The 20,078-nt window shown below is 44.0% G+C and carries 23 protein-coding genes, 1 pseudogene and 1 riboswitch; of the genes and pseudogenes, 17 read left to right on the top strand and 7 right to left on the bottom strand.

What is annotated here, in order from left to right; genetic code table 11:
* Window positions 1–271 precede the first annotated feature (271 nt).
* The 7 genes from AS888_RS03630 to AS888_RS25470 all read left to right on the top strand — a co-directional run bounded on the left by AS888_RS03630 (window position 272) and on the right by AS888_RS25470 (window position 5,712).
* Complete coding sequence (locus AS888_RS03630) at window positions 272–739, top strand: GNAT family N-acetyltransferase (RefSeq protein ID WP_061141055.1); 468 nt, start codon at window positions 272–274, stop codon at window positions 737–739.
* 130 nt (window positions 740–869) lie between these two features.
* Window positions 870–981, top strand: a riboswitch (SAM riboswitch).
* Between the two features lie 157 nt (window positions 982–1,138).
* Window positions 1,139–2,161 (top strand): methionine ABC transporter ATP-binding protein, encoded by a 1,023-nt coding sequence (locus AS888_RS03625; RefSeq protein WP_061140817.1) that lies wholly within the window; start codon window positions 1,139–1,141, stop codon window positions 2,159–2,161.
* A 13-nt stretch (window positions 2,162–2,174) separates the two neighbouring features.
* Entirely contained in the window at window positions 2,175–2,825 is a 651-nt protein-coding gene (locus AS888_RS03620) for a methionine ABC transporter permease (protein ID WP_061141054.1), read from the top strand.
* A gap of 21 nt (window positions 2,826–2,846) precedes the next feature.
* Entirely contained in the window at window positions 2,847–3,719 is an 873-nt protein-coding gene (locus tag AS888_RS03615; RefSeq protein ID WP_081092293.1) for a MetQ/NlpA family ABC transporter substrate-binding protein, read from the top strand.
* A gap of 77 nt (window positions 3,720–3,796) precedes the next feature.
* Window positions 3,797–5,002 carry a M20 family metallopeptidase gene (locus tag AS888_RS03610; protein ID WP_061140816.1) on the top strand — a complete coding sequence of 402 codons (1,206 nt, stop codon included), beginning with the start codon at window positions 3,797–3,799 and terminating at the stop codon, window positions 5,000–5,002.
* A 211-nt stretch (window positions 5,003–5,213) separates the two neighbouring features.
* A complete protein-coding gene (locus tag AS888_RS24860) occupies window positions 5,214–5,432 on the top strand; it encodes a Fur-regulated basic protein FbpA (protein WP_081092292.1) in 219 nt (72 codons plus the stop codon).
* A gap of 31 nt (window positions 5,433–5,463) precedes the next feature.
* A complete protein-coding gene (locus tag AS888_RS25470; protein ID WP_155645366.1) occupies window positions 5,464–5,712 on the top strand; it encodes a Fur-regulated basic protein FbpA in 249 nt (82 codons plus the stop codon).
* A 31-nt stretch (window positions 5,713–5,743) separates the two neighbouring features.
* On the opposite strand, the gene AS888_RS03600 is transcribed toward AS888_RS25470, so the two are convergent.
* The gene (locus AS888_RS03600; RefSeq protein WP_260320104.1) at window positions 5,744–6,106 is read right to left on the bottom strand and encodes a dienelactone hydrolase family protein; all 363 of its coding nucleotides are present in this window, start codon (window positions 6,104–6,106) and stop codon (window positions 5,744–5,746) included.
* 193 nt (window positions 6,107–6,299) lie between these two features.
* On the opposite strand from AS888_RS03600, the gene AS888_RS26665 reads away from it, so the two are divergent.
* Complete coding sequence (locus AS888_RS26665; protein ID WP_260320103.1) at window positions 6,300–6,500, top strand: NUDIX domain-containing protein; 201 nt, start codon at window positions 6,300–6,302, stop codon at window positions 6,498–6,500.
* A gap of 11 nt (window positions 6,501–6,511) precedes the next feature.
* Entirely contained in the window at window positions 6,512–6,715 is a 204-nt protein-coding gene (locus AS888_RS26660; protein ID WP_260320102.1) for an NUDIX hydrolase, read from the top strand.
* 61 nt (window positions 6,716–6,776) lie between these two features.
* Here AS888_RS26660 and AS888_RS03590 read toward each other — a convergent pair whose 3' ends face one another.
* Window positions 6,777–7,358 carry an LOG family protein gene (locus tag AS888_RS03590; protein WP_061140815.1) on the bottom strand — a complete coding sequence of 194 codons (582 nt, stop codon included), beginning with the start codon at window positions 7,356–7,358 and terminating at the stop codon, window positions 6,777–6,779.
* 90 nt (window positions 7,359–7,448) lie between these two features.
* On the opposite strand from AS888_RS03590, the pseudogene AS888_RS27105 reads away from it, so the two are divergent.
* The 4 genes and pseudogenes from AS888_RS27105 to AS888_RS03575 form a co-directional block, all read left to right on the top strand.
* Window positions 7,449–7,770 (top strand): annotated as a pseudogene (locus tag AS888_RS27105) (MazG nucleotide pyrophosphohydrolase domain-containing protein); the annotation flags it as partial.
* Window positions 7,771–8,029: 259 nt separating this feature from the next.
* A complete protein-coding gene (locus AS888_RS03585) occupies window positions 8,030–8,605 on the top strand; it encodes a TetR/AcrR family transcriptional regulator (protein ID WP_185113020.1) in 576 nt (191 codons plus the stop codon).
* A 74-nt stretch (window positions 8,606–8,679) separates the two neighbouring features.
* The gene (locus AS888_RS03580) at window positions 8,680–11,847 is read left to right on the top strand and encodes a bifunctional cytochrome P450/NADPH--P450 reductase (protein ID WP_061140814.1); all 3,168 of its coding nucleotides are present in this window, start codon (window positions 8,680–8,682) and stop codon (window positions 11,845–11,847) included.
* A gap of 402 nt (window positions 11,848–12,249) precedes the next feature.
* Complete coding sequence (locus AS888_RS03575) at window positions 12,250–12,699, top strand: NUDIX hydrolase (RefSeq protein ID WP_081092291.1); 450 nt, start codon at window positions 12,250–12,252, stop codon at window positions 12,697–12,699.
* A gap of 48 nt (window positions 12,700–12,747) precedes the next feature.
* Here the strand turns inward: AS888_RS03575 and AS888_RS03570 are convergent, their stop codons facing one another.
* Window positions 12,748–14,145 carry an NCS1 family transporter gene (locus AS888_RS03570; RefSeq protein ID WP_061140813.1) on the bottom strand — a complete coding sequence of 466 codons (1,398 nt, stop codon included), beginning with the start codon at window positions 14,143–14,145 and terminating at the stop codon, window positions 12,748–12,750.
* A gap of 350 nt (window positions 14,146–14,495) precedes the next feature.
* Here AS888_RS03570 and AS888_RS03565 point away from each other — a divergent pair, with 350 nt between their 5' ends.
* Entirely contained in the window at window positions 14,496–14,687 is a 192-nt protein-coding gene (locus AS888_RS03565; RefSeq protein WP_061140812.1) for a hypothetical protein, read from the top strand.
* A 264-nt stretch (window positions 14,688–14,951) separates the two neighbouring features.
* On the opposite strand, the gene AS888_RS03560 is transcribed toward AS888_RS03565, so the two are convergent.
* A complete protein-coding gene (locus AS888_RS03560) occupies window positions 14,952–15,794 on the bottom strand; it encodes an SDR family oxidoreductase (RefSeq protein ID WP_061141050.1) in 843 nt (280 codons plus the stop codon).
* Window positions 15,795–16,263: 469 nt separating this feature from the next.
* Here AS888_RS03560 and AS888_RS03555 point away from each other — a divergent pair, with 469 nt between their 5' ends.
* Window positions 16,264–16,749, top strand: a complete 486-nt coding sequence (locus AS888_RS03555) for an HIT family protein (RefSeq protein ID WP_081092290.1) — start codon at window positions 16,264–16,266, stop codon at window positions 16,747–16,749.
* 152 nt (window positions 16,750–16,901) lie between these two features.
* Here AS888_RS03555 and AS888_RS03545 read toward each other — a convergent pair whose 3' ends face one another.
* Both AS888_RS03545 and blaOXA read right to left on the bottom strand, forming a co-directional pair.
* Complete coding sequence (locus tag AS888_RS03545) at window positions 16,902–17,234, bottom strand: RNA polymerase sigma factor (RefSeq protein ID WP_061140810.1); 333 nt, start codon at window positions 17,232–17,234, stop codon at window positions 16,902–16,904.
* Window positions 17,235–17,364: 130 nt separating this feature from the next.
* On the bottom strand, window positions 17,365–18,156 hold the full coding sequence (gene blaOXA, locus AS888_RS03540) for a class D beta-lactamase (RefSeq protein ID WP_061140809.1): 792 nt from the start codon (window positions 18,154–18,156) through the stop codon (window positions 17,365–17,367).
* Between the two features lie 170 nt (window positions 18,157–18,326).
* On the opposite strand from blaOXA, the gene AS888_RS03535 reads away from it, so the two are divergent.
* Both AS888_RS03535 and AS888_RS03530 read left to right on the top strand, forming a co-directional pair.
* On the top strand, window positions 18,327–18,977 hold the full coding sequence (locus tag AS888_RS03535) for an alpha/beta family hydrolase (RefSeq protein WP_061140808.1): 651 nt from the start codon (window positions 18,327–18,329) through the stop codon (window positions 18,975–18,977).
* A gap of 82 nt (window positions 18,978–19,059) precedes the next feature.
* Window positions 19,060–19,263 carry a helix-hairpin-helix domain-containing protein gene (locus AS888_RS03530; protein WP_061140807.1) on the top strand — a complete coding sequence of 68 codons (204 nt, stop codon included), beginning with the start codon at window positions 19,060–19,062 and terminating at the stop codon, window positions 19,261–19,263.
* A 65-nt stretch (window positions 19,264–19,328) separates the two neighbouring features.
* Here AS888_RS03530 and AS888_RS03525 read toward each other — a convergent pair whose 3' ends face one another.
* Complete coding sequence (locus tag AS888_RS03525) at window positions 19,329–19,925, bottom strand: spore coat protein (protein ID WP_061141048.1); 597 nt, start codon at window positions 19,923–19,925, stop codon at window positions 19,329–19,331.
* Window positions 19,926–20,078 lie beyond the last annotated feature (153 nt).

Raw genomic sequence — 20,078 nt, 5'->3', positions numbered from 1 at the left:
CCAGCTAATGTTAAACGATGAACGGGTTAAACAATCTTTGCTAGCATCGACAATTTAATTCACTTTATTATGGAATATTTTGTTAATGTATAGTATACATGATTTTACAGCATGCTTCATGTATATGTAAAGTGTTGAAGGGAATGAAAAAAGAAGCTTATTCTTTTAGAGAAGATTTGCAGCAGTTGGAGAAAAGTGTCCTCTTATTTAACAATAAAGAGTGCAAGTACCTGTCATTATTATCCCAACAAAACGAAAGAGAGTGATGAAGTTGATATTTAGAACCATAGATATCGATAAAGATAAGGAAACAATCGTTGCATTCAGGAAGGATTCGTATGTTGTGAGTTTTGGGTCTGAAGAGGGTTTTGGAGATGAGCGATCGTATTTGAATAGAATTAAAGAAAGGGTGCGCCAATTTCCGGATGGGCAGGTGATCATTGAACGGGATCAGGAGCCGATCGGACAGATGGAGCTTCAAATTCGGGAATATGAAGGTACTGAAATTGGCTATGTGAATCTGTTTTATCTTATTCCCGAATACCGGAGTAAGGGGCTTGGCAAGGAATTGGTCGGCTATGCAGAAACCTTTTTCAGGAAGTTCGGGGTATCCGAATATCAGTTAAGGGTGTCTCCGGATAATCAACGCGCGGTTCGGTTCTATACGAAGTCAGGAATGGTGAAGCTAAGGGAAGAAAACGAAAAATATCTTGTATGGAGAATGAGGAAATCTTTATAATAAATTATATTGATATAATAAAAAATAATAAATAAACTATCCTGTCAAAATTTTTCGAATGATGAAAATGGTGGTTGACTTTAGCGGGATTTGAAGATATAGTGAAGGACATAATTAAATATAACGTTATTTCTTATCAAGAGATGTGGAGGGACTTGGCCCTATGATACCTCGGCAGCGGGTTTTTACTTTTGTAAAAATACTGTGCTAATTCCAACGGACGAAAGTTTGAAAGATAAGAAGGAGCTTTTCTTAGATAATTAAATTAAGAGTTTACTCTTTTTTATTTCTAAAAGAGGCCTCTTCTGTCTGATGACGGAGGAGGCCTCTTTTGTTTATTCATGCAAAGCTCTTCTCTGATAATGAAATCGAAAAAACGAACAACTGGGGGGAGACAGGATGATTGAGTTTCAACATGTTAAAAAGGTTTACGAAACGAAGAAGCAGACCGTCGAAGCATTGAAAGGCATCGATTTGACCGTCGAGAAGGGGGATATATTCGGTGTAGTCGGTTATAGCGGGGCCGGGAAAAGTACGTTGATCAGGCTAGTCAACCTGCTGGAACATCCTTCAGAAGGTAGGGTAGTCGTCGGCGGGAAGGAGCTCACTTCATTGAGCCCGAAGGAATTACGGGCAGAAAAGAAGAAAATCGGGATGATCTTTCAGCATTTCAACTTACTAAACTCGAAGACCGTTTTTGATAATATTGCTGTGCCGCTGGTTTTATCGGGCACGCCAAGTAAAGAGATCAAAGAGCGGGTAAGCGAGCTGCTTGAGTTCGTCGGCTTATCGAGTAAAGCAAAGAGCTATCCGGAACAATTATCCGGCGGTCAAAAGCAGCGGATTGGGATTGCACGGGCATTGGCCACCAACCCATCGATCCTTTTATGTGATGAAGCGACATCCGCATTGGATCCGCAAACAACGAGTGCCGTGCTGCAGCTCTTGAAGAAAATCAATAAAGAATACAATATCACCATTCTGCTCATCACCCATGAAATGTCCGTGATCAGGGAAATTTGCAATAAGGTGGCAGTGATGGAGGGCGGCTTCGTGGTTGAACAAGGCTCCGTGTTCGAGGTGTTTGCCAAGCCCAAAACGGCTATCGCCAAAAACTTCGTGAGAACGGTGATCCATGATGAGATTCCGCAAAGTTTCCTAAAAAGGATAGGGACGCACATTCCGATTATTTGGAAAATTAATTTTATTGGGACTACTTCCGGCACCCCGCTGCTTTCTACGATCTCAAAGAAATATGATGTTCACTTAAGTGTTTTATCAGCCAATATTTCTGAAATTCAAGAAACGCCGTTTGGGAATTTGATCATCGAAGTGACGGGTGACAAGCAAGAGGTAGCCAAGGCTTATCAATATATTAAAGATGAGGGGATTCTCGTCCAGGAGGTGCAGGTAAATGGGTAATACACTTTGGGGAATGGAAATAACGGCAGAGCAGCTGTCGACCGCTTTCGGCGACACTCTTTATATGGTAGCCCTCTCGTTGATTTTTTCCGGGCTGATCGGGCTTCCGCTTGGCGTCTTGCTCGTCATAACAAGGAAGGGTCACATCATGGATAATAAATGGATCTTTAATGTATTGAACCCAATCATAAATATTGTGCGATCGGTTCCTTTCATCATCTTACTTGTCGCAATCATTCCTTTTACTAGATGGATTGTAGGCACTGGAATCGGTTCGAATGCAGCGATTGTTCCGCTTGTTTTTTACGCCGCTCCTTATATTGCCCGGCTCGTCGAGAACTCCCTGTTGGAGGTGGACAAAGGAATCATCGAGGCAGCCCAGGCAATGGGGGCAACAACATGGCAGATCATCCATCGCTTTTTGATTCCTGAGGGACTTAGTTCGCTGATCCTAACCTTCACAACAGCGACAATCGGGCTTGTCGGAGCTACTGCGATGGCAGGGGCCGTTGGTGCTGGCGGGGTCGGAGATCTAGCTTTGGCTTACGGTTATCAAAGATTCGATACGATGACGATGGTCGTCACGGTAGCAGTGCTCGTGATCATCGTTCAATTACTGCAATCCACCGGGAACTTCGTTTCCAGAAAAATCAGAAGAAGATAAATATATCAGGAGGTAGGAGACATGAAGAAAATTTTAGTAACGATCATGGTATTGGCATTTGCGCTCGTGACGGCAGCATGCGGAAACGAGAAGGGGGCATCAGGCAGTTCAGATGATGTGAAAACCGTGAAAGTCGGAGTCAACAGCGGGGATACGAGAACGTGGGAGTACATTGTCGAATTAGCCAAAAAGAAGAACCTGAATATCGAGCTGGTCACGTTTAATGATTATATCCAACCAAACCTTGCCTTGAGCGAGGGCGAAATCGATGCGAATTCATTCCAAACGGTCGCCTATTTCGATGAATTCATTCAAGATCAAAATTTGAAATTGGAGGCCATCGGGTCTACCGTCATTGCGCCAATGGGCCTTTATTCGAAAAAACATAAAAGTATAAAAGATATTCCAGATGGTGCGACTATTGCCGTTCCGAATGAAGCGACGAATTGGGGCCGCGGCTTACTCCTTTTACAGGAAGCGGGCTTGATTACATTGAAGGATGAATTCAATGGGTCGGGATCAGCGAATATCATCAAGGATAATCCGAAAAACTTGAAAATCAAGCCTGTTGCTGCCGGAAGTACGCCACGTCTGCTGGATGATGCCGATGCTTCCACCATCAATAGTAACTTTGCCGTGGAAGCTGGACTTAACTTAAAAGATTCATTATTCCATGAAAGTAAAACGGCCAAACCGTATATCAATATCATTGCCGTCAAAAAGGGAGACGCCGATCGTCCTGAACTGCAAAAATTAGTCGATCTTTATCAGTCGAAAGAAGTGGAAGCGTTCATTAAAAAAACGTATAAAGGAAGCTCGATTCCGGCATATGTGACGGTCGATGAATTATTGAATTACCAAGATTCCTGGACAAAACCAGCTAATGAAAAATGATGTAAAGATCGAAAGAGCCGGATGCAATATGATTAGCCATCCGGCTTTTTCATTAACAGAAAAGGGGAGATAGCAATATGGGAATTGAATTAGTGAAGTCGCCTCAGCAAATCATTGCCGATCACATCGATGAACATTCCAAATTATATGTGGAAACGAGTCAGGCGATCCATGCCAAACCGGAAATTGGCAATCAAGAGTTCTTCGCTTCGGATACGTTGACGAAATTGCTTCAAGCGGCGGGTTTTGAAGTGACCCGCGATATAGCTGGACACGAAACAGGATTCATCGCCAAAAAAACCTCTTCCAAGCAAGGACCCACGATTGCCTTTTTGGCAGAATATGATGCACTGCCGGGGTTAGGTCATGCCTGCGGCCATAATATCATTGGGACGACGAGTGCGGCGGCAGGCATTTCCCTCGCTCAAGTGCTGGAGGAAACAGGCGGTCAGGTGATCGTGTTCGGAACGCCTGCCGAAGAGGGAGGTCCCAATGGAAGCGCAAAGGGCAGCTTTGTGAAGCACGGCCTATTCGATGAGGTCGATGCTGCGATCATTATCCATCCGGCCGGAAAAACGGGTGTGACAAGTCCATTTTTGGCTGTCGATCCTCTTGATTTTCACTTTTACGGAAAAGCGGCACACGCTGCGGCTGCACCGGAACAAGGCGTGAATGCACTCGATGGGGTCATCCAGTTGTTCAATGGCATTAATGCTTTGCGCCAGCAGCTTCCATCCGAAGTCAAGATTCACGGAATCATCACCAATGGCGGGGAAGCGCCTAACATCATTCCGGAATATGCTTCCGCGAGGTTCTACATCAGGGCGACAACATGGAAATTATGCCAGGAAGTATCCGGAAAAATCCGTGATATTGCAAAAGGTGCAGCACTTGCCACAGGAAGCACCGTCAAAGTCGAACGGTTCCAGAATGAAGTGCTCGATTTCATCATTAATCCGGTTCTGGATGAGGTGCTGAAGGAAGAACTGACTGAATTAGGAGAAGCGGTGGCACCAAGAAAAGAAAATGGTTTCGGTTCGACGGATGCAGGTAATGTTAGTCATGTGGTCCCGACGGCCCATCCTTATATCAAAATCGGGCCGGATGAGCTGATTGCCCATACGAATGAGTTCCGCGACTGCGCCAAATCCCCAAGAGGGGACCAAGCCATCCTCACTGGTGCAAAGGCACTTGCCCTTACAGGGTATCGATTGATTTCGGATAAAGACCTGTTAAATAAGGTAACGGCTGCATTTCAGGAAGCGAAGCAAAAGGCTGAATGAAATTTTGAAAACAAGAAAAAAGTTGTTGACTATGAAGCAGAGAGTTTGTAACATAAGAGACAATAATACTTAGTAAACTAATAAGAATTATAGGTTAATTGACCGGATAACCGGAGACTTTTTCTTTCGTACAAAGAGATGTCTCCGGTTTTTTTTTATGTCAGGTCAAGAGAAGTACGCAGTGGTGTTCATAATAAGGGAGGGTTTTATTATGGGGATGAGATTACGCAAAGCAGTCGAAACGAAACGGAACTTTCTGATCAATAAGTTGATTAACGAAGGGATTTATAAAAAGAACGACATCCATCTATTTGAATGGACCTTGACCGATTTAGAGGAGGAATATAGGAAATTAAGGAAAACGAAGCAGATTGAAGCCAATCCAGAGGATCATCCCCCCTGTATGATCGAGCATTGGGCCATCCACTGAAACAAGCAAATAAAGAATAGGAGCGGGTGAAATGAAGAAGGATGCGAAAGAAAGACAACGGGAATTAATTTATAAACTTAGGATCCATCACCTCTACAAGAGTGAAGAGCAGCTTTTGAAGCTACCCTTACATGAATTGGAAATGGAATACAAACGGGTGCAATCGGACTGTCATCCCCACAGTGATTCGGGTTCGATTAACTGGATTCATGCATGCAAAACGTTAACACTTCATGTTCCGCAAAAAATCATTCATGATGCTAAATGCCTTATCGGCTGATTCGGCATCATAGTTGGAAGTATAGGAGTCACTAACTTCCACTGAAAGTATGTATATCGATAGGCTTAGCTTTTAAAATTGAAATCAATTCGTCCACATCAAAAGATCGCTCTTCTTGAGCAAAGAATAGCAGTACAGGGCACTGTGGCACCAATTCGCTATAATTCCTGATCCGAGAACCGTAAAATCCAACGATTCCATCGACACATTCTTCCTCACTGCATATCCAGGCCACAGTCGCACCTGCACTGAACCCAATGATGAAAACGTGTTTGTAGCGGATAAGTATTTCATTCAGGGCCCCAGTGATACCAACCTTCTCTCGAAAATGTCGATAAGCTGCCTCTTTTTCAGAATAACCAAAAACTAGCTCTCGTTCCTCGAATTCGGACAAATGACAGCGAAACGCTGATTTGCCAATGCGTCACAAACATCATGCCTATTGAAAAACTCGAATAGGGCGAATCAAGACATGCCACAAGAAAAAGGAAATAAGTCTTACAGAAAGGATTATAAATTATGATAAATGATTCAGGAAGCAACAACCATTTTCCATCTATCCAGTTAAGGACGGGAGGATGATCATGATGCCGATAAAAAAAGCCTACGGGTATGTGACAAGAATCAATAAGGGAGAGACACAGGTATTGGTTTTCCAACATCCCATAGCTGAAGCGGGGATACAGATACCGAAGGGTACAGTGAAGTCTCAAGAAGATGCGTACCAAGCGGTGATTAGGGAAATAAAAGAAGAAACAGGCTGGAAAATATTCGTGTCGAGGATTTAATTGCCGAGGATTTGTGGGAGAACGCAGATGGCGCCATCCATCATAGATCTTTTTATCAAATCCGTGTATCGGACGTTCCTGATGAATGGGACCATCAGCCACAGGGCGGCGGAGATGAAGCGGGGCTGACCTTTCATTTCTTCTGGATTTCATCCGAACATGAAGTGGAACTTATTAAAGGACATGGAGATTATTTAAACCTGATATTCACCTAACCCATCCGTTTATTACAAGCGGCCAAGATCATCCTTGATCATGGCCGCTTGTTCTTTATGATCAGGTTTGATTTTCGGTCATGAACGTTTTTACGGTTGGCGGCTCATATGTATTGAATTGATCAAGAAGTCCACTTGGTTCAACATCTACCAGCGCCATGGAACGGAACTTTTCATGCAGGAACTGTTCGTCGGACATATGATTGAATAAAGCGACTAAAGGATCATAATAGTGATTGATATTTAAGAGTCCGCAAGGTTTTTGATGAAGACCAAGCTGAGCCCAAGTGAATATCTCAAAAAACTCTTCCAATGTTCCTGGCCCGCCTGGCAAGGCCATGAACCCATCTGAAAGCTCGGCCATTTTCGCTTTTCTTTCATGCATGGATTCCACGACGATCAGCTCGGTTAAGCTCTTATGTGCGATTTCTTTTTTCTCTAGAAAATCGGGCATTACGCCAATCACATTACCGCCTGCTTCCAGAACGGAATCTGCAACCGCCCCCATGATTCCGACACTTGAGCCCCCATAGACAAGGGTAATCTCACGTTTTGCCAGCTCCCTGCCCAGTTTTTTAGCTTCTTCAACATAGACAGCAGATGCACCTTTGCTCGATCCACAAAATACAGCTAGACTTTTCAAAATATCACATCTCCCATTTAGTAATCTTCCTTTCTTATCATACAAAATTCAAGGGGGTTTGTTAAACTTGAATGATTTAATGAAAGGTGGATGCATAGGAACGTCACTGAATTTCAACATGGGGTAAAAGAAAATTATGAAGCCCGATGATGGTCGGGAGTGGGCATCTTCATCATTCGCATTGGCTTTTTGGCAGAAGAAACCGGGGAGGGAGCTCGAGCCATTCGCTCCCTTAAGATGGGGTGGGATAGACCCAATGAAGTTAATGGCTCGTTTGAAGTGAACAAACAGCAGCTAACCGAGAATTGGGGGATGTGCAGGGAAACATGAGCGTGATTTGAGAATGAATACAATCTTCCTTTGGAAAGAAGTGTTGAGTGCCCATAAAAAGAAACGATCTGAACGCTATAATCTTAGATGGCATTCAATAGGTGAACAAAGGAGTAGAAGAGCTGTGACCTTCAGTCCTTTTTTTAGTTCAAAAGAATTATATGTATATATTTTTTCTGAGATTATAGAAATAGAATAAGTCTTTTGTCCTTATTTTATCGAGTGTAATTCACAAATTTTGGGTACTACGCTCGATTGAGATTGGGTTTTATTGGGTATACACTAGCATGGATAGGAATGAACGTTCATTCCGCATTTTCTGGATGAAAGGCTGATTCAATATGATAACTGCAGCAAATAAACGAGACAGCATCGTGTCCAGCGCATTGGAACTATTCGCCGAAAGAGGATATGATGCGACGACGATCCCGATGATCGCCACGAAGGCAGGGGTCGGAGCGGGTACCATTTATCGTTACTTTGAAAATAAAGAAGTGTTGGGCAATAAGATTTTTCAAGGGTATGTGGATATTTTTACGGAGACAATCAAGAGCGGATTTCCACATGAGGATTCCATTCGTAATCAGTTTCATCACATTTTCAAGTCAATGGTCCATTTTACAAACGAGCAGGACCAAGCGCTTTATTTTATAAAAATCCATAGCGGGGCCCATTTCTTAAATGAGGAAAGCCATTCTAGTTTTCAAAGTCTTTTGGATCTATTTAAAAACTTCTTTGATTTAGGTAAGGATCGAAAAGAAATCAAGCAGCTTCCCTCTTCCGCCTTGATCGCCATCATATATGGAGCATTTCTTGAACTGCAGCGACTTGTCCGTATCGGGGAGTTGGTACCTGAAGCGAAACTTTTGGCAGATGTGGAAGAAAGCTTTTGGGATGCTGTCCGCCTGCATAATTGAGATAGGTTCGATTTTTCAGCCATTAAGCGGAATGAACGTTCATTCCGAAATATTAGTAAATAGAGGTGCTAAGCATGACAAAAACAACTCAAATACCACAGCCAAAGACATATGGCCCTTTAGGGAGCCTGCCTGTCATCGATAAGGATAAACCGCTTCAGTCGTATATGAAGCTGGCGCGGGAGCTTGGACCGATTTTTCAATTTCAATATCCGGGCCGAATCGGTACATTCGTATCAAGTGCAGCACTAGCTAAAGAAATTTGCGATGAAACCAGGTTTGATAAGAAGGTTGGTCCGGCACTGCAAAAAGTGAGGGCATTTGGTGGTGACGGCCTCTTCACAAGTGAAACGGCGGAGCCGAATTGGAAAAAGGCGCATAACATTTTGCTCCCTAGCTTTAGTCAGCAGGCCATGAAGGGCTATCATGCTAAAATGGTGGACATCGCCGCCCAGCTGATCCAAAAATGGGCTCGCTTGAATCCGGCAGATGAGGTTGATGTGCCTGAAGATATGACCCGTTTGACCTTGGATACGATTGGTTTATGCGGATTCAATTACCGCTTTAACAGTTTTTATCGCGATACCACCCATCCGTTCGTGGCCAGCATGGTCAGATCGCTCGATGAAGCGATGAGTCAAACACAGCGGCTCGGCATCCAGGATAAACTGATGGTCAAATCGAAAAAACAATTCCGCGAAGATATTCAATATATGTTTTCGCTCGTGGATGAATTGATTGCCGAACGAAAGAAAAACGGCGATCAAGGCGAGGATGATCTCCTTTCCCATATGCTCAAGGGCGTCGACCCTGAAACGGGAGAGACGCTGGATGACGAAAACATCAGATATCAGATCATTACCTTCTTGATCGCAGGACACGAAACGACGAGTGGTCTCCTATCATTCGCCATCTATTTCCTGATGAATAACAGGGGCAAATTGAAAAAAGCGCAACAGGAAGTCGACGAAGTGCTCGGTGGCGGAATTCCGGATTACAAACAAGTCAAGAAGCTGAAATATGTCCGGATGGTGTTGAACGAAACGCTTCGCCTATGGCCGACAGCTCCGGCATTCACTGTTTATGCGAAGGAAGACACCGTGCTTGGCGGAGCATACAAGGTGAACGAAGGGGATGTGTTCTCGCTTCTCGTTCCTGAACTCCATCTTGATTCATCCGTTTGGGGCGATGATGTCGAATCGTTCATTCCGGAACGTTTCGAGAATCCAAGCTCGATTCCTTATCATGCGTATAAGCCGTTTGGAAACGGGCAGCGCGCCTGCATCGGACAGCAATTTGCACTTCATGAAGCGACGCTTGTGCTCGGGATGGTCTTACAGCACTTTGAATTGATCGATCATAAAGAATATCAATTGGACGTTAAAGAAACGTTGACGCTTAAACCGGACGGATTAACGATGCGCGTATCACCAAGGAAGCCGTTGATGTCGCTTACCGTTGATCCTCCTGAACCGGTTTCAGCAAATAAAGGAGCCTCGGCCCCTTCAGTCACATCCGCTCATGGCACACCATTGCTCATCCTGTTCGGATCGAACATGGGAACAGCTGAAGGAATGGCCAGAGATCTCGCAGAAACAGGGAAACAACAAGGATACCATACGGAAGTTGCCCCTTTGAATGATTATGTCAATCAACTTCCCCGCGAAGGAGCTGTCCTGATTGTCTCGGCTTCTTACAATGGAAATCCCCCTGATAATGCGGATGACTTTGTTTCAGCGTTGAAGGAAAGCGAGGATGGCAGCTTGGATGGAGTCCGCTATGCCATCTTTGGATGCGGAGACCGTAATTGGGCTACCACTTACCAACGCATTCCGACCTACATCGATGACCGGCTGGAACAAAGTGGAGCCATTAGATTGTCAAAAACAGGCTATGGAGATGCAAGTGATGATTTTGAAGGGGACTACGAGAATTGGACGGACGCCCTTTGGCCAAATCTTGCTAGCGCCTTTAGCATTGAAGTCAATACGGATGATCGGGAAACAAGCTCGATTACGATGAACTTCGTCAGTGATGTAAGCGGCACACCACTCGCCCGCACTCATCATGCCATTACATCGATTGTCAAAAGGAATGTGGAATTACAACATGCGGATAGCGGAAGAAGTACACGACATATCGAACTGGCGCTGCCAGATGGCGTCGAGTATCAGGAAGGCGACCATCTCGGGGTCCTTCCGCAAAATCCGGCGGAACTTGTCGAGCGAGTGCTCAGTCGATTCGACCTGAACGGCCAAGACTATATCAAGCTTACAGGTGATTCTGGAAAAGCTGCCCATCTCCCTACGGAAATACCGGTAAAACTAGCGGAAGTACTATCAAACTATGTCGAGTTGCAGGAACCCGCCACCCGGTCCCAAATACGGGCCCTTGCCGCACATACGGTATGTCCACCGCATGTAAAAGAGCTTGAAGCGCTGCTGGATGATGGCACCTATAAACGAGAAATCTTGGGCAAGCGCATGACCATGTTAGATTTAGTTGAAAAATATCTAGCATGTGAAATCCCATTTGCAGGATTCCTGGCATTGCTGCCGCCTTTAAAGGCAAGATACTACTCGATTTCAAGCTCCCCGCTGCATAAGGAGGGGCAAGCGAGCATCACTGTCAGCGTCGTCCGCGGCGATGCATGGAGCGGCAACGGCGAATATAAAGGCGTTGCTTCCAATTACTTGGCGGGGCGCGCTGAAGGCGATAAAGTGGCCTGCTTTATCCATACACCGCAATCCAACTTCCAGCTTCCGAACCAACCTGGAAAACCGATCATCATGATCGGACCTGGAACAGGAATCGCGCCGTTCAGAGGGTTCATTCAAGCCCGCCGCGCCCTGAAGGAAAAAGGCGAAACACTAGGAGCCGCCCACCTGTACTTTGGCTGCCGCAATCCGGAACACGACTTCCTTTATCAAGAAGAACTCGTCCAAGCCGAACAAGATGGACTCGTAACCTTGCACACAGCCTTCTCAAGATGCGAGGGCCAAGAAAAAACATACGTTCAAAACCGCCTCGCGGAGAACGCTCAAGACATTCTTCCTTTATTAACTGAAGGCGGACACCTATACATCTGCGGAGACGGAAGCAAAATGGCCCCTGATGTTGAACGAACATTGATCGAAAGCTACAGGCAATTCCAACAAACAACCCAGCAAGAAGCATCCGTCTGGCTGCAGTCGTTAGAAGAAAACGGCAGATATGCAAAAGATGTCTGGGCAGGAGCATAAATCAACAAACAAGCAGCGACTCCCACAAGGGACTCGCTGCTTTTCTCTTTATATACCAAAATAGCATTGATGAGTAAGCGCCGAAATGGAAGAGCAAAGCCTCAAGCGCAAACTCACGAGTAAAATACTTGAATTCACGAATAAAATGCCCAAACTCACGAATATAGTAGCTGAATTGGCCAGTAAGGCACCAAATTTGTGAGTAAAGCACCGAATTTCATCGACGAATCGCCCAAACTCTCGAGTAAACGCGGCTAATAGATGTAATCCAAATTCCTCAAACTGGACATAAAACGGTCCAATGGTGTAAAACCAATGTTATATGAGTTGCGACTTTCATTTTTAAAAGGTGAAATCGCTTCGTCACGTCTTTAGGCGGCTTACAGGTGGAGGGGATTGGTTATGTTTAAGTATACGGTTTGTTTTGTGAAGAGAAAGAATGAAATCCTGATGCTCAATCGGGAGAAGGCTCCCATCATGGGGGTGTGGAACGGGGTGGGCGGCAAGATCGAAAAAGGAGAAACTCCTGATGAGGGGGCGATGCGTGAGGTGTTCGAGGAAACGGGCATCCGTGTCGGGCACTATTATTCTAGCGGAACGGTAACGTGGCAAACTGCAGGGGCTGACCGGGATGGAATATACGTTTATTTGTATGAAGCGGATGATGATTTAACATATGAATCTCCCCAAAAAACACGAGAAGGGATTCTTGATTGGAAAACGATTGAGTGGATTCTCGCGCCTCATAATCTAGGGATAGCGGAGATGGTCGGGGAGTATTTGCCGGTTTTATTGAAAGAAGAAGGCACCTACTCTTTCATTTACAAAAATGGTCAAACCTATCTTTCGTAATCTTCCTAAAAAGAGATACTACCATAGTGAGTAGTATCTCTTTTTAGTCTATTTTTCGAATATCGTCCCTTTTTTGAAAGGTGATGTTTTATAGGTGAACTTCATCAGAAGGATATAGGCCATGCCTCCCACGACAACACCTATGATCCAGGCGAGCTCCACTTTCAGGAAGGCGGCTCCTGCGCCAATCAGCATGGCTAGCAGTGCGCAGGGATTATACCCGGCGAATGGTCCATCTTCTTTGTACAAGTCGGACACCTTCATTTTTTGCTTTCTTAATAGATAATATTCGACTAATAGAATAGAAACGATCGGACCTAAAAATGCAGAATAAATCAGAATGAACATACCGAGGCCTTTTGCCGAGGAATCCTGCACAAGCACCCAAGGAAAGGAACATGATGCGAGCAGTCCGGTGACGATAACGGCAGGCTTATATTTCATGTTTGTCAGTAAAGTAATGACATAGGTGGGCGGAATGATATTGGCCACCATGTTGACCGCAATCGCACCTATGACGATGAATGCAGACACACCGACTGTAATATAAGGATTATCCACGACTATGGCGAACGCCTTGACCGGATTGGATATGCCGGTAGCCGAGGCGAGCATGACACCGATGGTCAGGACAAATCCGTACGCAATTAAAATCGGCGAAAAGTATAAAAATCCACGTTTTGAATCACTAATGCCAGTTTTTAGCTCTCTTGAGTAGTCCGCTGCACTTAAAAAGATCGCTGCATAATTTCCCAAGAACATCATGATGAATGCAAAGAAAGGCAGCCCCCATGAGCCTTTGGCATGCACCCATTTTTCTGCGATCACTTCGCTATGGGATGTCAAAAGAACACCGAATACATAGACAAGAGCGAGCATGATGACAAGCGATGCAAGCATTTCCACCCATTTGATGGCATGGAAGCCATACAGGGAAAGCGTGATTTGCACCAGTTGAATCACGACGAAGCATATGAAGACATTATCAAAAGCGCTGCCTGTCATGATCTTGACGATTTCATTTAAGGCGGTACCGCCGATCCAACTTTGGAAACCGTACCAAATGATGGCGGGTATGCCACGCAAAAGTGATGAGAGGATCGCGCCCTTCATCCCGAAAGACATCCTGAGCTGTACAACATAAGGAATTCCCGTTCTGTATCCAATTCGATCATTTAAAGCAAATATGGTGGAGATGATTGCAATGGCAATGGCCGCTGCTGTAAATGTCTGAACGATGTTTAACGTAGCGGTTCCGGCTACGATCAAGCTCGCCCCAAGTGTCATATTGCCTAGATTGACACCATCACCAATCCACATGAAAGTGTAGGAAATTGGACCGACCGTCCTGCCTTCCTCAGTTTTAGGCAGTAATGATTCATCGACATCCGCAGCCTGGCGGATGGCCCCCTCTTCTAGAACGTGTTTTTCTAAATGTGCAGACAATATACAATCAACTCCTTTTATTGTGAGACTAATTAACTATTTTGTGTCAGGAAAAATAACATGTAAAAAGTATATAAAATATTGATTTATTAGTCATTAGAATAATTGTGAAATTTCAGTCAATTAATTGTGCTAATTAACTAAAAATAATAGAAGGCAATACAAGCCAATGGATAAACTACCGCGACAGATCAATGGAATAAGTACTCGTGAATACCTTAGCTCCTTTGATTTAAAAAAGTGACGGAGCGATGAAGGAGCGATTTATAATAAGCAGCTGCTAGCACATCCATTCCAATGAGGTGGAGCCTATAACCTATATTCGATTCCGGGAGGGAGGTTTTTTTTTGATGGAAGAATATCGATTGTTGGGAAAGATTGAGCATTTTAGTCAGTTATTTGTGCATGATACCTTTTGTCATAGAGGGTTCACAGCTCATGAAGGTGTTTATATGGTGCTATTTCGCAGTAATAATGGGAGTTCAAATTGTTTTGGAGAGAATATACCTGAAAAACAAGGAATATATGTTAACGCTTGCTAATCTAGTGTTGATAGTAGTGTTATTTTAACCATTTATAAGGCTACTACTCGGAAATAAAGTGGAAGGAAGATTGCATGAAGCTTTTCAAAGGTAGGTCTGCAACGGAGTCGGCCCATTGGAAATAATGAGCCATACTTGGTTTTTAGATTGCTGCATTTGGATTGCAGTGAATTTTGGATAACATGAGAAAATGAAACGGAGGTGATTTTGAAGATTATCCAAGGCAACCACCCTTGAATCAGGGTGGTCATGACCATTTTTATTTCAGTCCAAGCCCACTTGTTGTTCGCTCCAATGCCAAAACCGGTCTACAAGCTCGTCATCCTGGGCTAGCTTTGAAAGCGGGGCTTCTTTTTCATCATAAAAATAAGAGCCGGAAATCGTCTGGACGCGGTCGCTTGTTGCGAGAAATACAGCTGTTTGTGCACCTCTTTCAGGGGTTCTGAAAAAGGGGACCAATAGCTTGATGAATCGCTTGCCGAATCCGGTGTCCCGATCGACGCCTATATTCGTTGCAACCGCCCCGGGATGCAAGGCGTTTACGGTGACGGATGTATCTGCCAGTCTTTTGGCCAATCCTTTCATGAACCAAACATTGGCCAGCTTGGAACGCCCATATCCTTTAACGACATTGAAGCCTTTGTGAAAATAAGGATCGTCAAAATCGAATGTCCCCCATTTATGTGCTCCTGAAGAAACGATGACAATCCGCCCAGCTTCAGATCGTTTTAATTCATCAATCAGCAAATTGGTCAGCAAAAAATGGCCGAGGTGATTCACTCCTAACATCGATTCGAACCCATCCTTCGTTTCCTGCCGTTTTAAGGTGACGACACCTGCATTGTTAATCAATAGATCAAGAGAATCATGATTTGCCTTAAACGTCTCTGCAAAGTGGTGAATGCTTTCGATGGATGCTAAATCACCATTCATTAGTTCGATACTGCTGGACTGGCTTTCTTCCTTGGCCAATTCAAGCGCTCTTTTCCCCTTCGCTTCATTCCGGCATAGCATGATGACGTGCAGGTCTTTCTTGGCAAGGGCTATCACGGTTGCCAAGCCCATTCCTGAATTGGCTCCCGTTACGATCGCTAGTTTCTTCTCCATCGTTTTGCTCCTTTTCTTTTTCAAAATCGCCTTTATTGTAACTTGTTCCCTGATTGGGAAAAATGAAAACTCTCCAGCTACCGTCTTCTGGACTGGACTTTCGTTTGTGTTCATCCCATACATTTGCTTAATGATCCTTGGTGGGCGGTTTCGATCGTATTCATGAGCATCCACCTGCGAACTAAACGAATGAATCCACTCATTAGGGGCCTTTTTTCTTGATGCTATAGTATCCCTATTTTGGCAAACAAGCAAAAAAAACGGTGGAATAAATCTCGGAAAATCTATATCGTAGAGTGGAGGCAAGGCAATCGAAAAACAGTGTTGTAAAGCTCTGGCCTATCACGCGAGTTCACAGTGTGGTGTTGATGAAGACCCGCCGGATAACCAGTGTAGTTTCAGGAAAAAGGCATCATCAGCGGGCCATTCGGTTGAATGTCTTGAAATTGAGCAAGAAGGGAGCGTTTCGATGGGGATTTTAATGTCGAATGGGAAAAATATCGAGGTGGACTGTTTGAGCTGTGCCGTAACAAGCGGCTTAGCCGAGCCGGAAGGCGGTACCATCATTGAAACGGAATATTTTCACGCCCACCAGGATGTAGCATACCCGATCAAAGGGTTGATCATTTTAGCATCAAAACGCCATATTAAGTGTCTGGATGAGCTGACTGAAGAAGAAAAAATCGATTATATCAATCTATTGACTAAAATCAGGAAGGCTCAAAGAACCGTATTGAACATAGAGTATGTGTATTATTTTTACAATGAAGATACGACGCACCATTTCCACACTTGGATGGTTCCGAGATATGAATGGATGTACGAATTCGGCCGTTCAGTCGAATCCGTAAGGCCCATCCTTTTGCATTCGAGGAATCACTTGAACAGTGAGGGAAATTCGAAGGAAGTGTTGCTTGCGGCAGCGGAGCTAACTAAGGAATTGAATGGAAAATGAATGTCTGGCAGGCTTGGATGATAGGGAAACTGGATTTTCCGGAAGTATAAAAGATGAAGGATATTCTATGATGCGGATAAGGAGGCTTCTTGGCAGCCATTCTTTTAAAACAAACGAAGCAAAAATCGGTTGTATTTCACAATATAAGCTGATCAAAGGAAATCGGAAGTACGGATAGCTTGGATGTTTTCTTTTTGCTTATCTCGCTTTCGCTTGTCTCGCTTTCGCTTGTCATGTAGATGATTGTATACGACCTGTTTCATGAGGTAGGTGGAAATCATTCGATCATTGGAAGCTTCAAACGAATGAGGCGATTCCCACAATTTCTTGAAGGTAATGAACAAAAGATTCTCGGCATTGATTTCAGAACCCGTCAGTTTCAGGGCAGTATTTTTTAACATGTTTTCATATTTGTTGTAAAGCTTTGTAAAGTAAAGTCGATCCCCGTTTAATATGTGGTTAATTACTTCTTGTTTATTCATCATGGCTGTATCCCCGTTCCTGTTTATAATTATAGGTAATAAGTACCTCCCTTTGCGTCAAATGAAACCTTTATTTGAAAAATATTGGAATGTCGCAAAACGCATGCCCGGAAAAGGGGGCATGCGTGATTAGTCATTCCTTAATGATTTCCAACTTTTTCAAAGCTTCCAGAGTAACCGCCTTTGCCGTGCTTCCGCTGCCGTCCAAGTTCGTGGCAAAAGCCCATGTCCCTTTGTCCGTTTCGATGTAACCGACATACCAGCCCAATCCCATATCAGAGAGGCGCGTACCTGTTTTTCCATGAAGGACATAATCATCAGCTTCTTCATTGATCATGATTCTCTTTACCGTTCTCATATGCTGCTTATCGATGGGCAGTTTTTCTTTCACCAGTTTTTCGATAAATTGGACCTGTTCCTTGGCAGATATGTTCAGGCTGCTGTCCAGCCAGAAATGATCGATCCCGCCAGATATATCATGATTGCCGTAATCGAGCATGTTCACATATTGCTGCATGTTTTGTGCACCTATGTCGCGGGCCATTTCTTGATAAAACCAGATCACGGAATACCTCATGCCTGAAGCAAGCGAATGGTCCCTATTCCAATCTTCGAACTCCCGGATCACCCCATCCCACCGCTTCACTTCATATTCATCGCTTACGGCCTTTGTCTGCAGGCCGATCAATGCATTCGCCACTTTAAACGACGACTCCGGAGTATAACGAACGTTACTTCTTTTCTTATTGTACATATATTCTTTATCCGTTTTTACATTTTGGATGATCATCGTGCCATCCACACCGCCGAAGAATTCCCCAATCTGCAGTTCCTTCACCTTATGACCGTTTGCACTAGCATGAACCGTGCTCACAGAACCGGCGACCAGCAGGACAAGAATGAAACATAACGATTTGATATTCATTACACACTCTCCTTTAAGGGTTGGAATGGTATTTTTCCAAAAAATAGGGCAATAATTAAATTATATATATGATCTAAGAGAAACGAAACCATTAAATCATGACAACCAAGCAGGGATGCGGCAGGAAGCTGATGAATATATGGGGTGAATGCTGGAAGGGGGGCCTATATATGGAGGTTAATTTAGGGAAAATAAAGGGGATCGAAAAAGATGTGACATACACCCAGATTGAAAACGGAGGTCCCGCTGTTTGTTTTATGTTTTCGGGTGCTGGTTACACGTATGACAAGCCATTATTTTATTATTCGACAATGACTCTTCTTCAAAATCGGTTTGATGTCGTACATATTCATTATTCTTACGAGCAGGATATAACCAAGCAGCCATTGGTGGATATCACTAAAGTTATGGTTGGGGATTGTTCTCCGGTCATTGCGAAGGTATCTCAAAAAAAAGAATATCAAGAAACTATGTTTTTAGGTAAATCACTTGGTACCATCCCCCTCATTAATGGCTTTATGAAAGACGAGCGGCATATCGATTCCAAAATGGTTTTGCTTACGCCGCTACTGAAGTTCGACCCGGTTTTTGAAGGGGTAATGAGCAGCAATCATCCCATTCATCTAGTGATTGGGGAAAAAGATCCTCACTATGTTCCAGAAAAAATTCAAAGGATCAAAACTAAAACGAACATCAGCATGAATCAATACCCTGATGCTAATCATTCATTGGATATCGAGCCTTTTCATACTTCAAGGTCGATAAAGGTTGTAGAAAGTGTCATGAACGGGTTGGCGGAATTCATAAAAAGCAAAAGCTGAGCCTTACCACAACAAACTCCATGTTTTAAATCAAGGTGGTGAACGAAACATAACGAAATTGATTTCATAGGGAGGATGAGTAATGAATAAAGGCACAGATCTGCCGCCAGAGTTGGCGAAGCCTGCACAGCGGGCATTAGCAGGGGCTGGGTATGTACAGCTGGAACAGTTCACCAAGCTGAGCGAGGCGGAAATTCTCAAGCTGCATGGGATGGGGCCGAAAGCGTTGGAGCAGCTTAAGCGTGCACTTGCGGAGAAGGGGTTAACCGTACGGGATGGTTCATGAATTGGTTTTACTCGATGAAAAGCCCAGTTTTTCGCTTGTATCAAGTGGAAAAACTGGGCTTTTTATTAATTGATGATATTTTTTGCGGCAGGAGCAAAGCCTTTTATCATTTGTGTCATATCCTGTGGCGCTAATTGCGGCACTTGATAATAGCGATGCTTGTTTTGATAAAGGAAAATTTCATAGGCCATTTCAACAAAGTTAGGTACACTGTCAGCGATGACCCTTCTAAGCACAGGGTTGGTGATTTCGACAGCAGTCATGGCAAGCAGTGACCCCGTTGATTTGATAAGTCCGAGCATGTGACCGGAAACACCTTGTTCATTCATCTCGTTTACAGATTGATTCGGTTTTTTAGGCTGAGAAGGCGTGAGGCCGTACGTGACGGCATTATTTTGGTGCATTTCGTAAGGCTGGGATACATGCGATGGTTTTTTTCCTGTCGTGAAAGCTTCTACAGCAATGTTATACACATCTGTTACGAATGTATACTGATGGTGAAGGATCGCTTTCAGGTCTTGATCTTTAATGTGCTGGTCAAAGAGTTGGTATTGATCTAATACATTTATGAATCCTGAAAGGACCTCGTGAGCATCAAACAATTCATGACCACCATGGTTCATGTTCGGCACCATGCCTTGTGGCTGTTGGGTATTGGACATATTAGGCTGATTTTGCAAAAGTATTACCTCCCATATTTTTTAGCATACCTCCTTAAGATGGACAGCGATGCCTGAAAATATGTATGTGTTGAATGAGAAAGAGGAGAGGCTTGCTCATTCTGGATCATTCCCTTTAGATTTTTTCTTTACGTC

The sequence above is a fragment of the Peribacillus simplex genome (genome assembly GCF_001542915.1).
Lineage (GTDB): Bacteria > Bacillota > Bacilli > Bacillales > DSM-1321 > Peribacillus > Peribacillus simplex_B.
The sequence above is the reverse complement of the archived record's forward strand: the minus strand, read 5'-3'. Positions and strand labels throughout refer to the sequence as shown.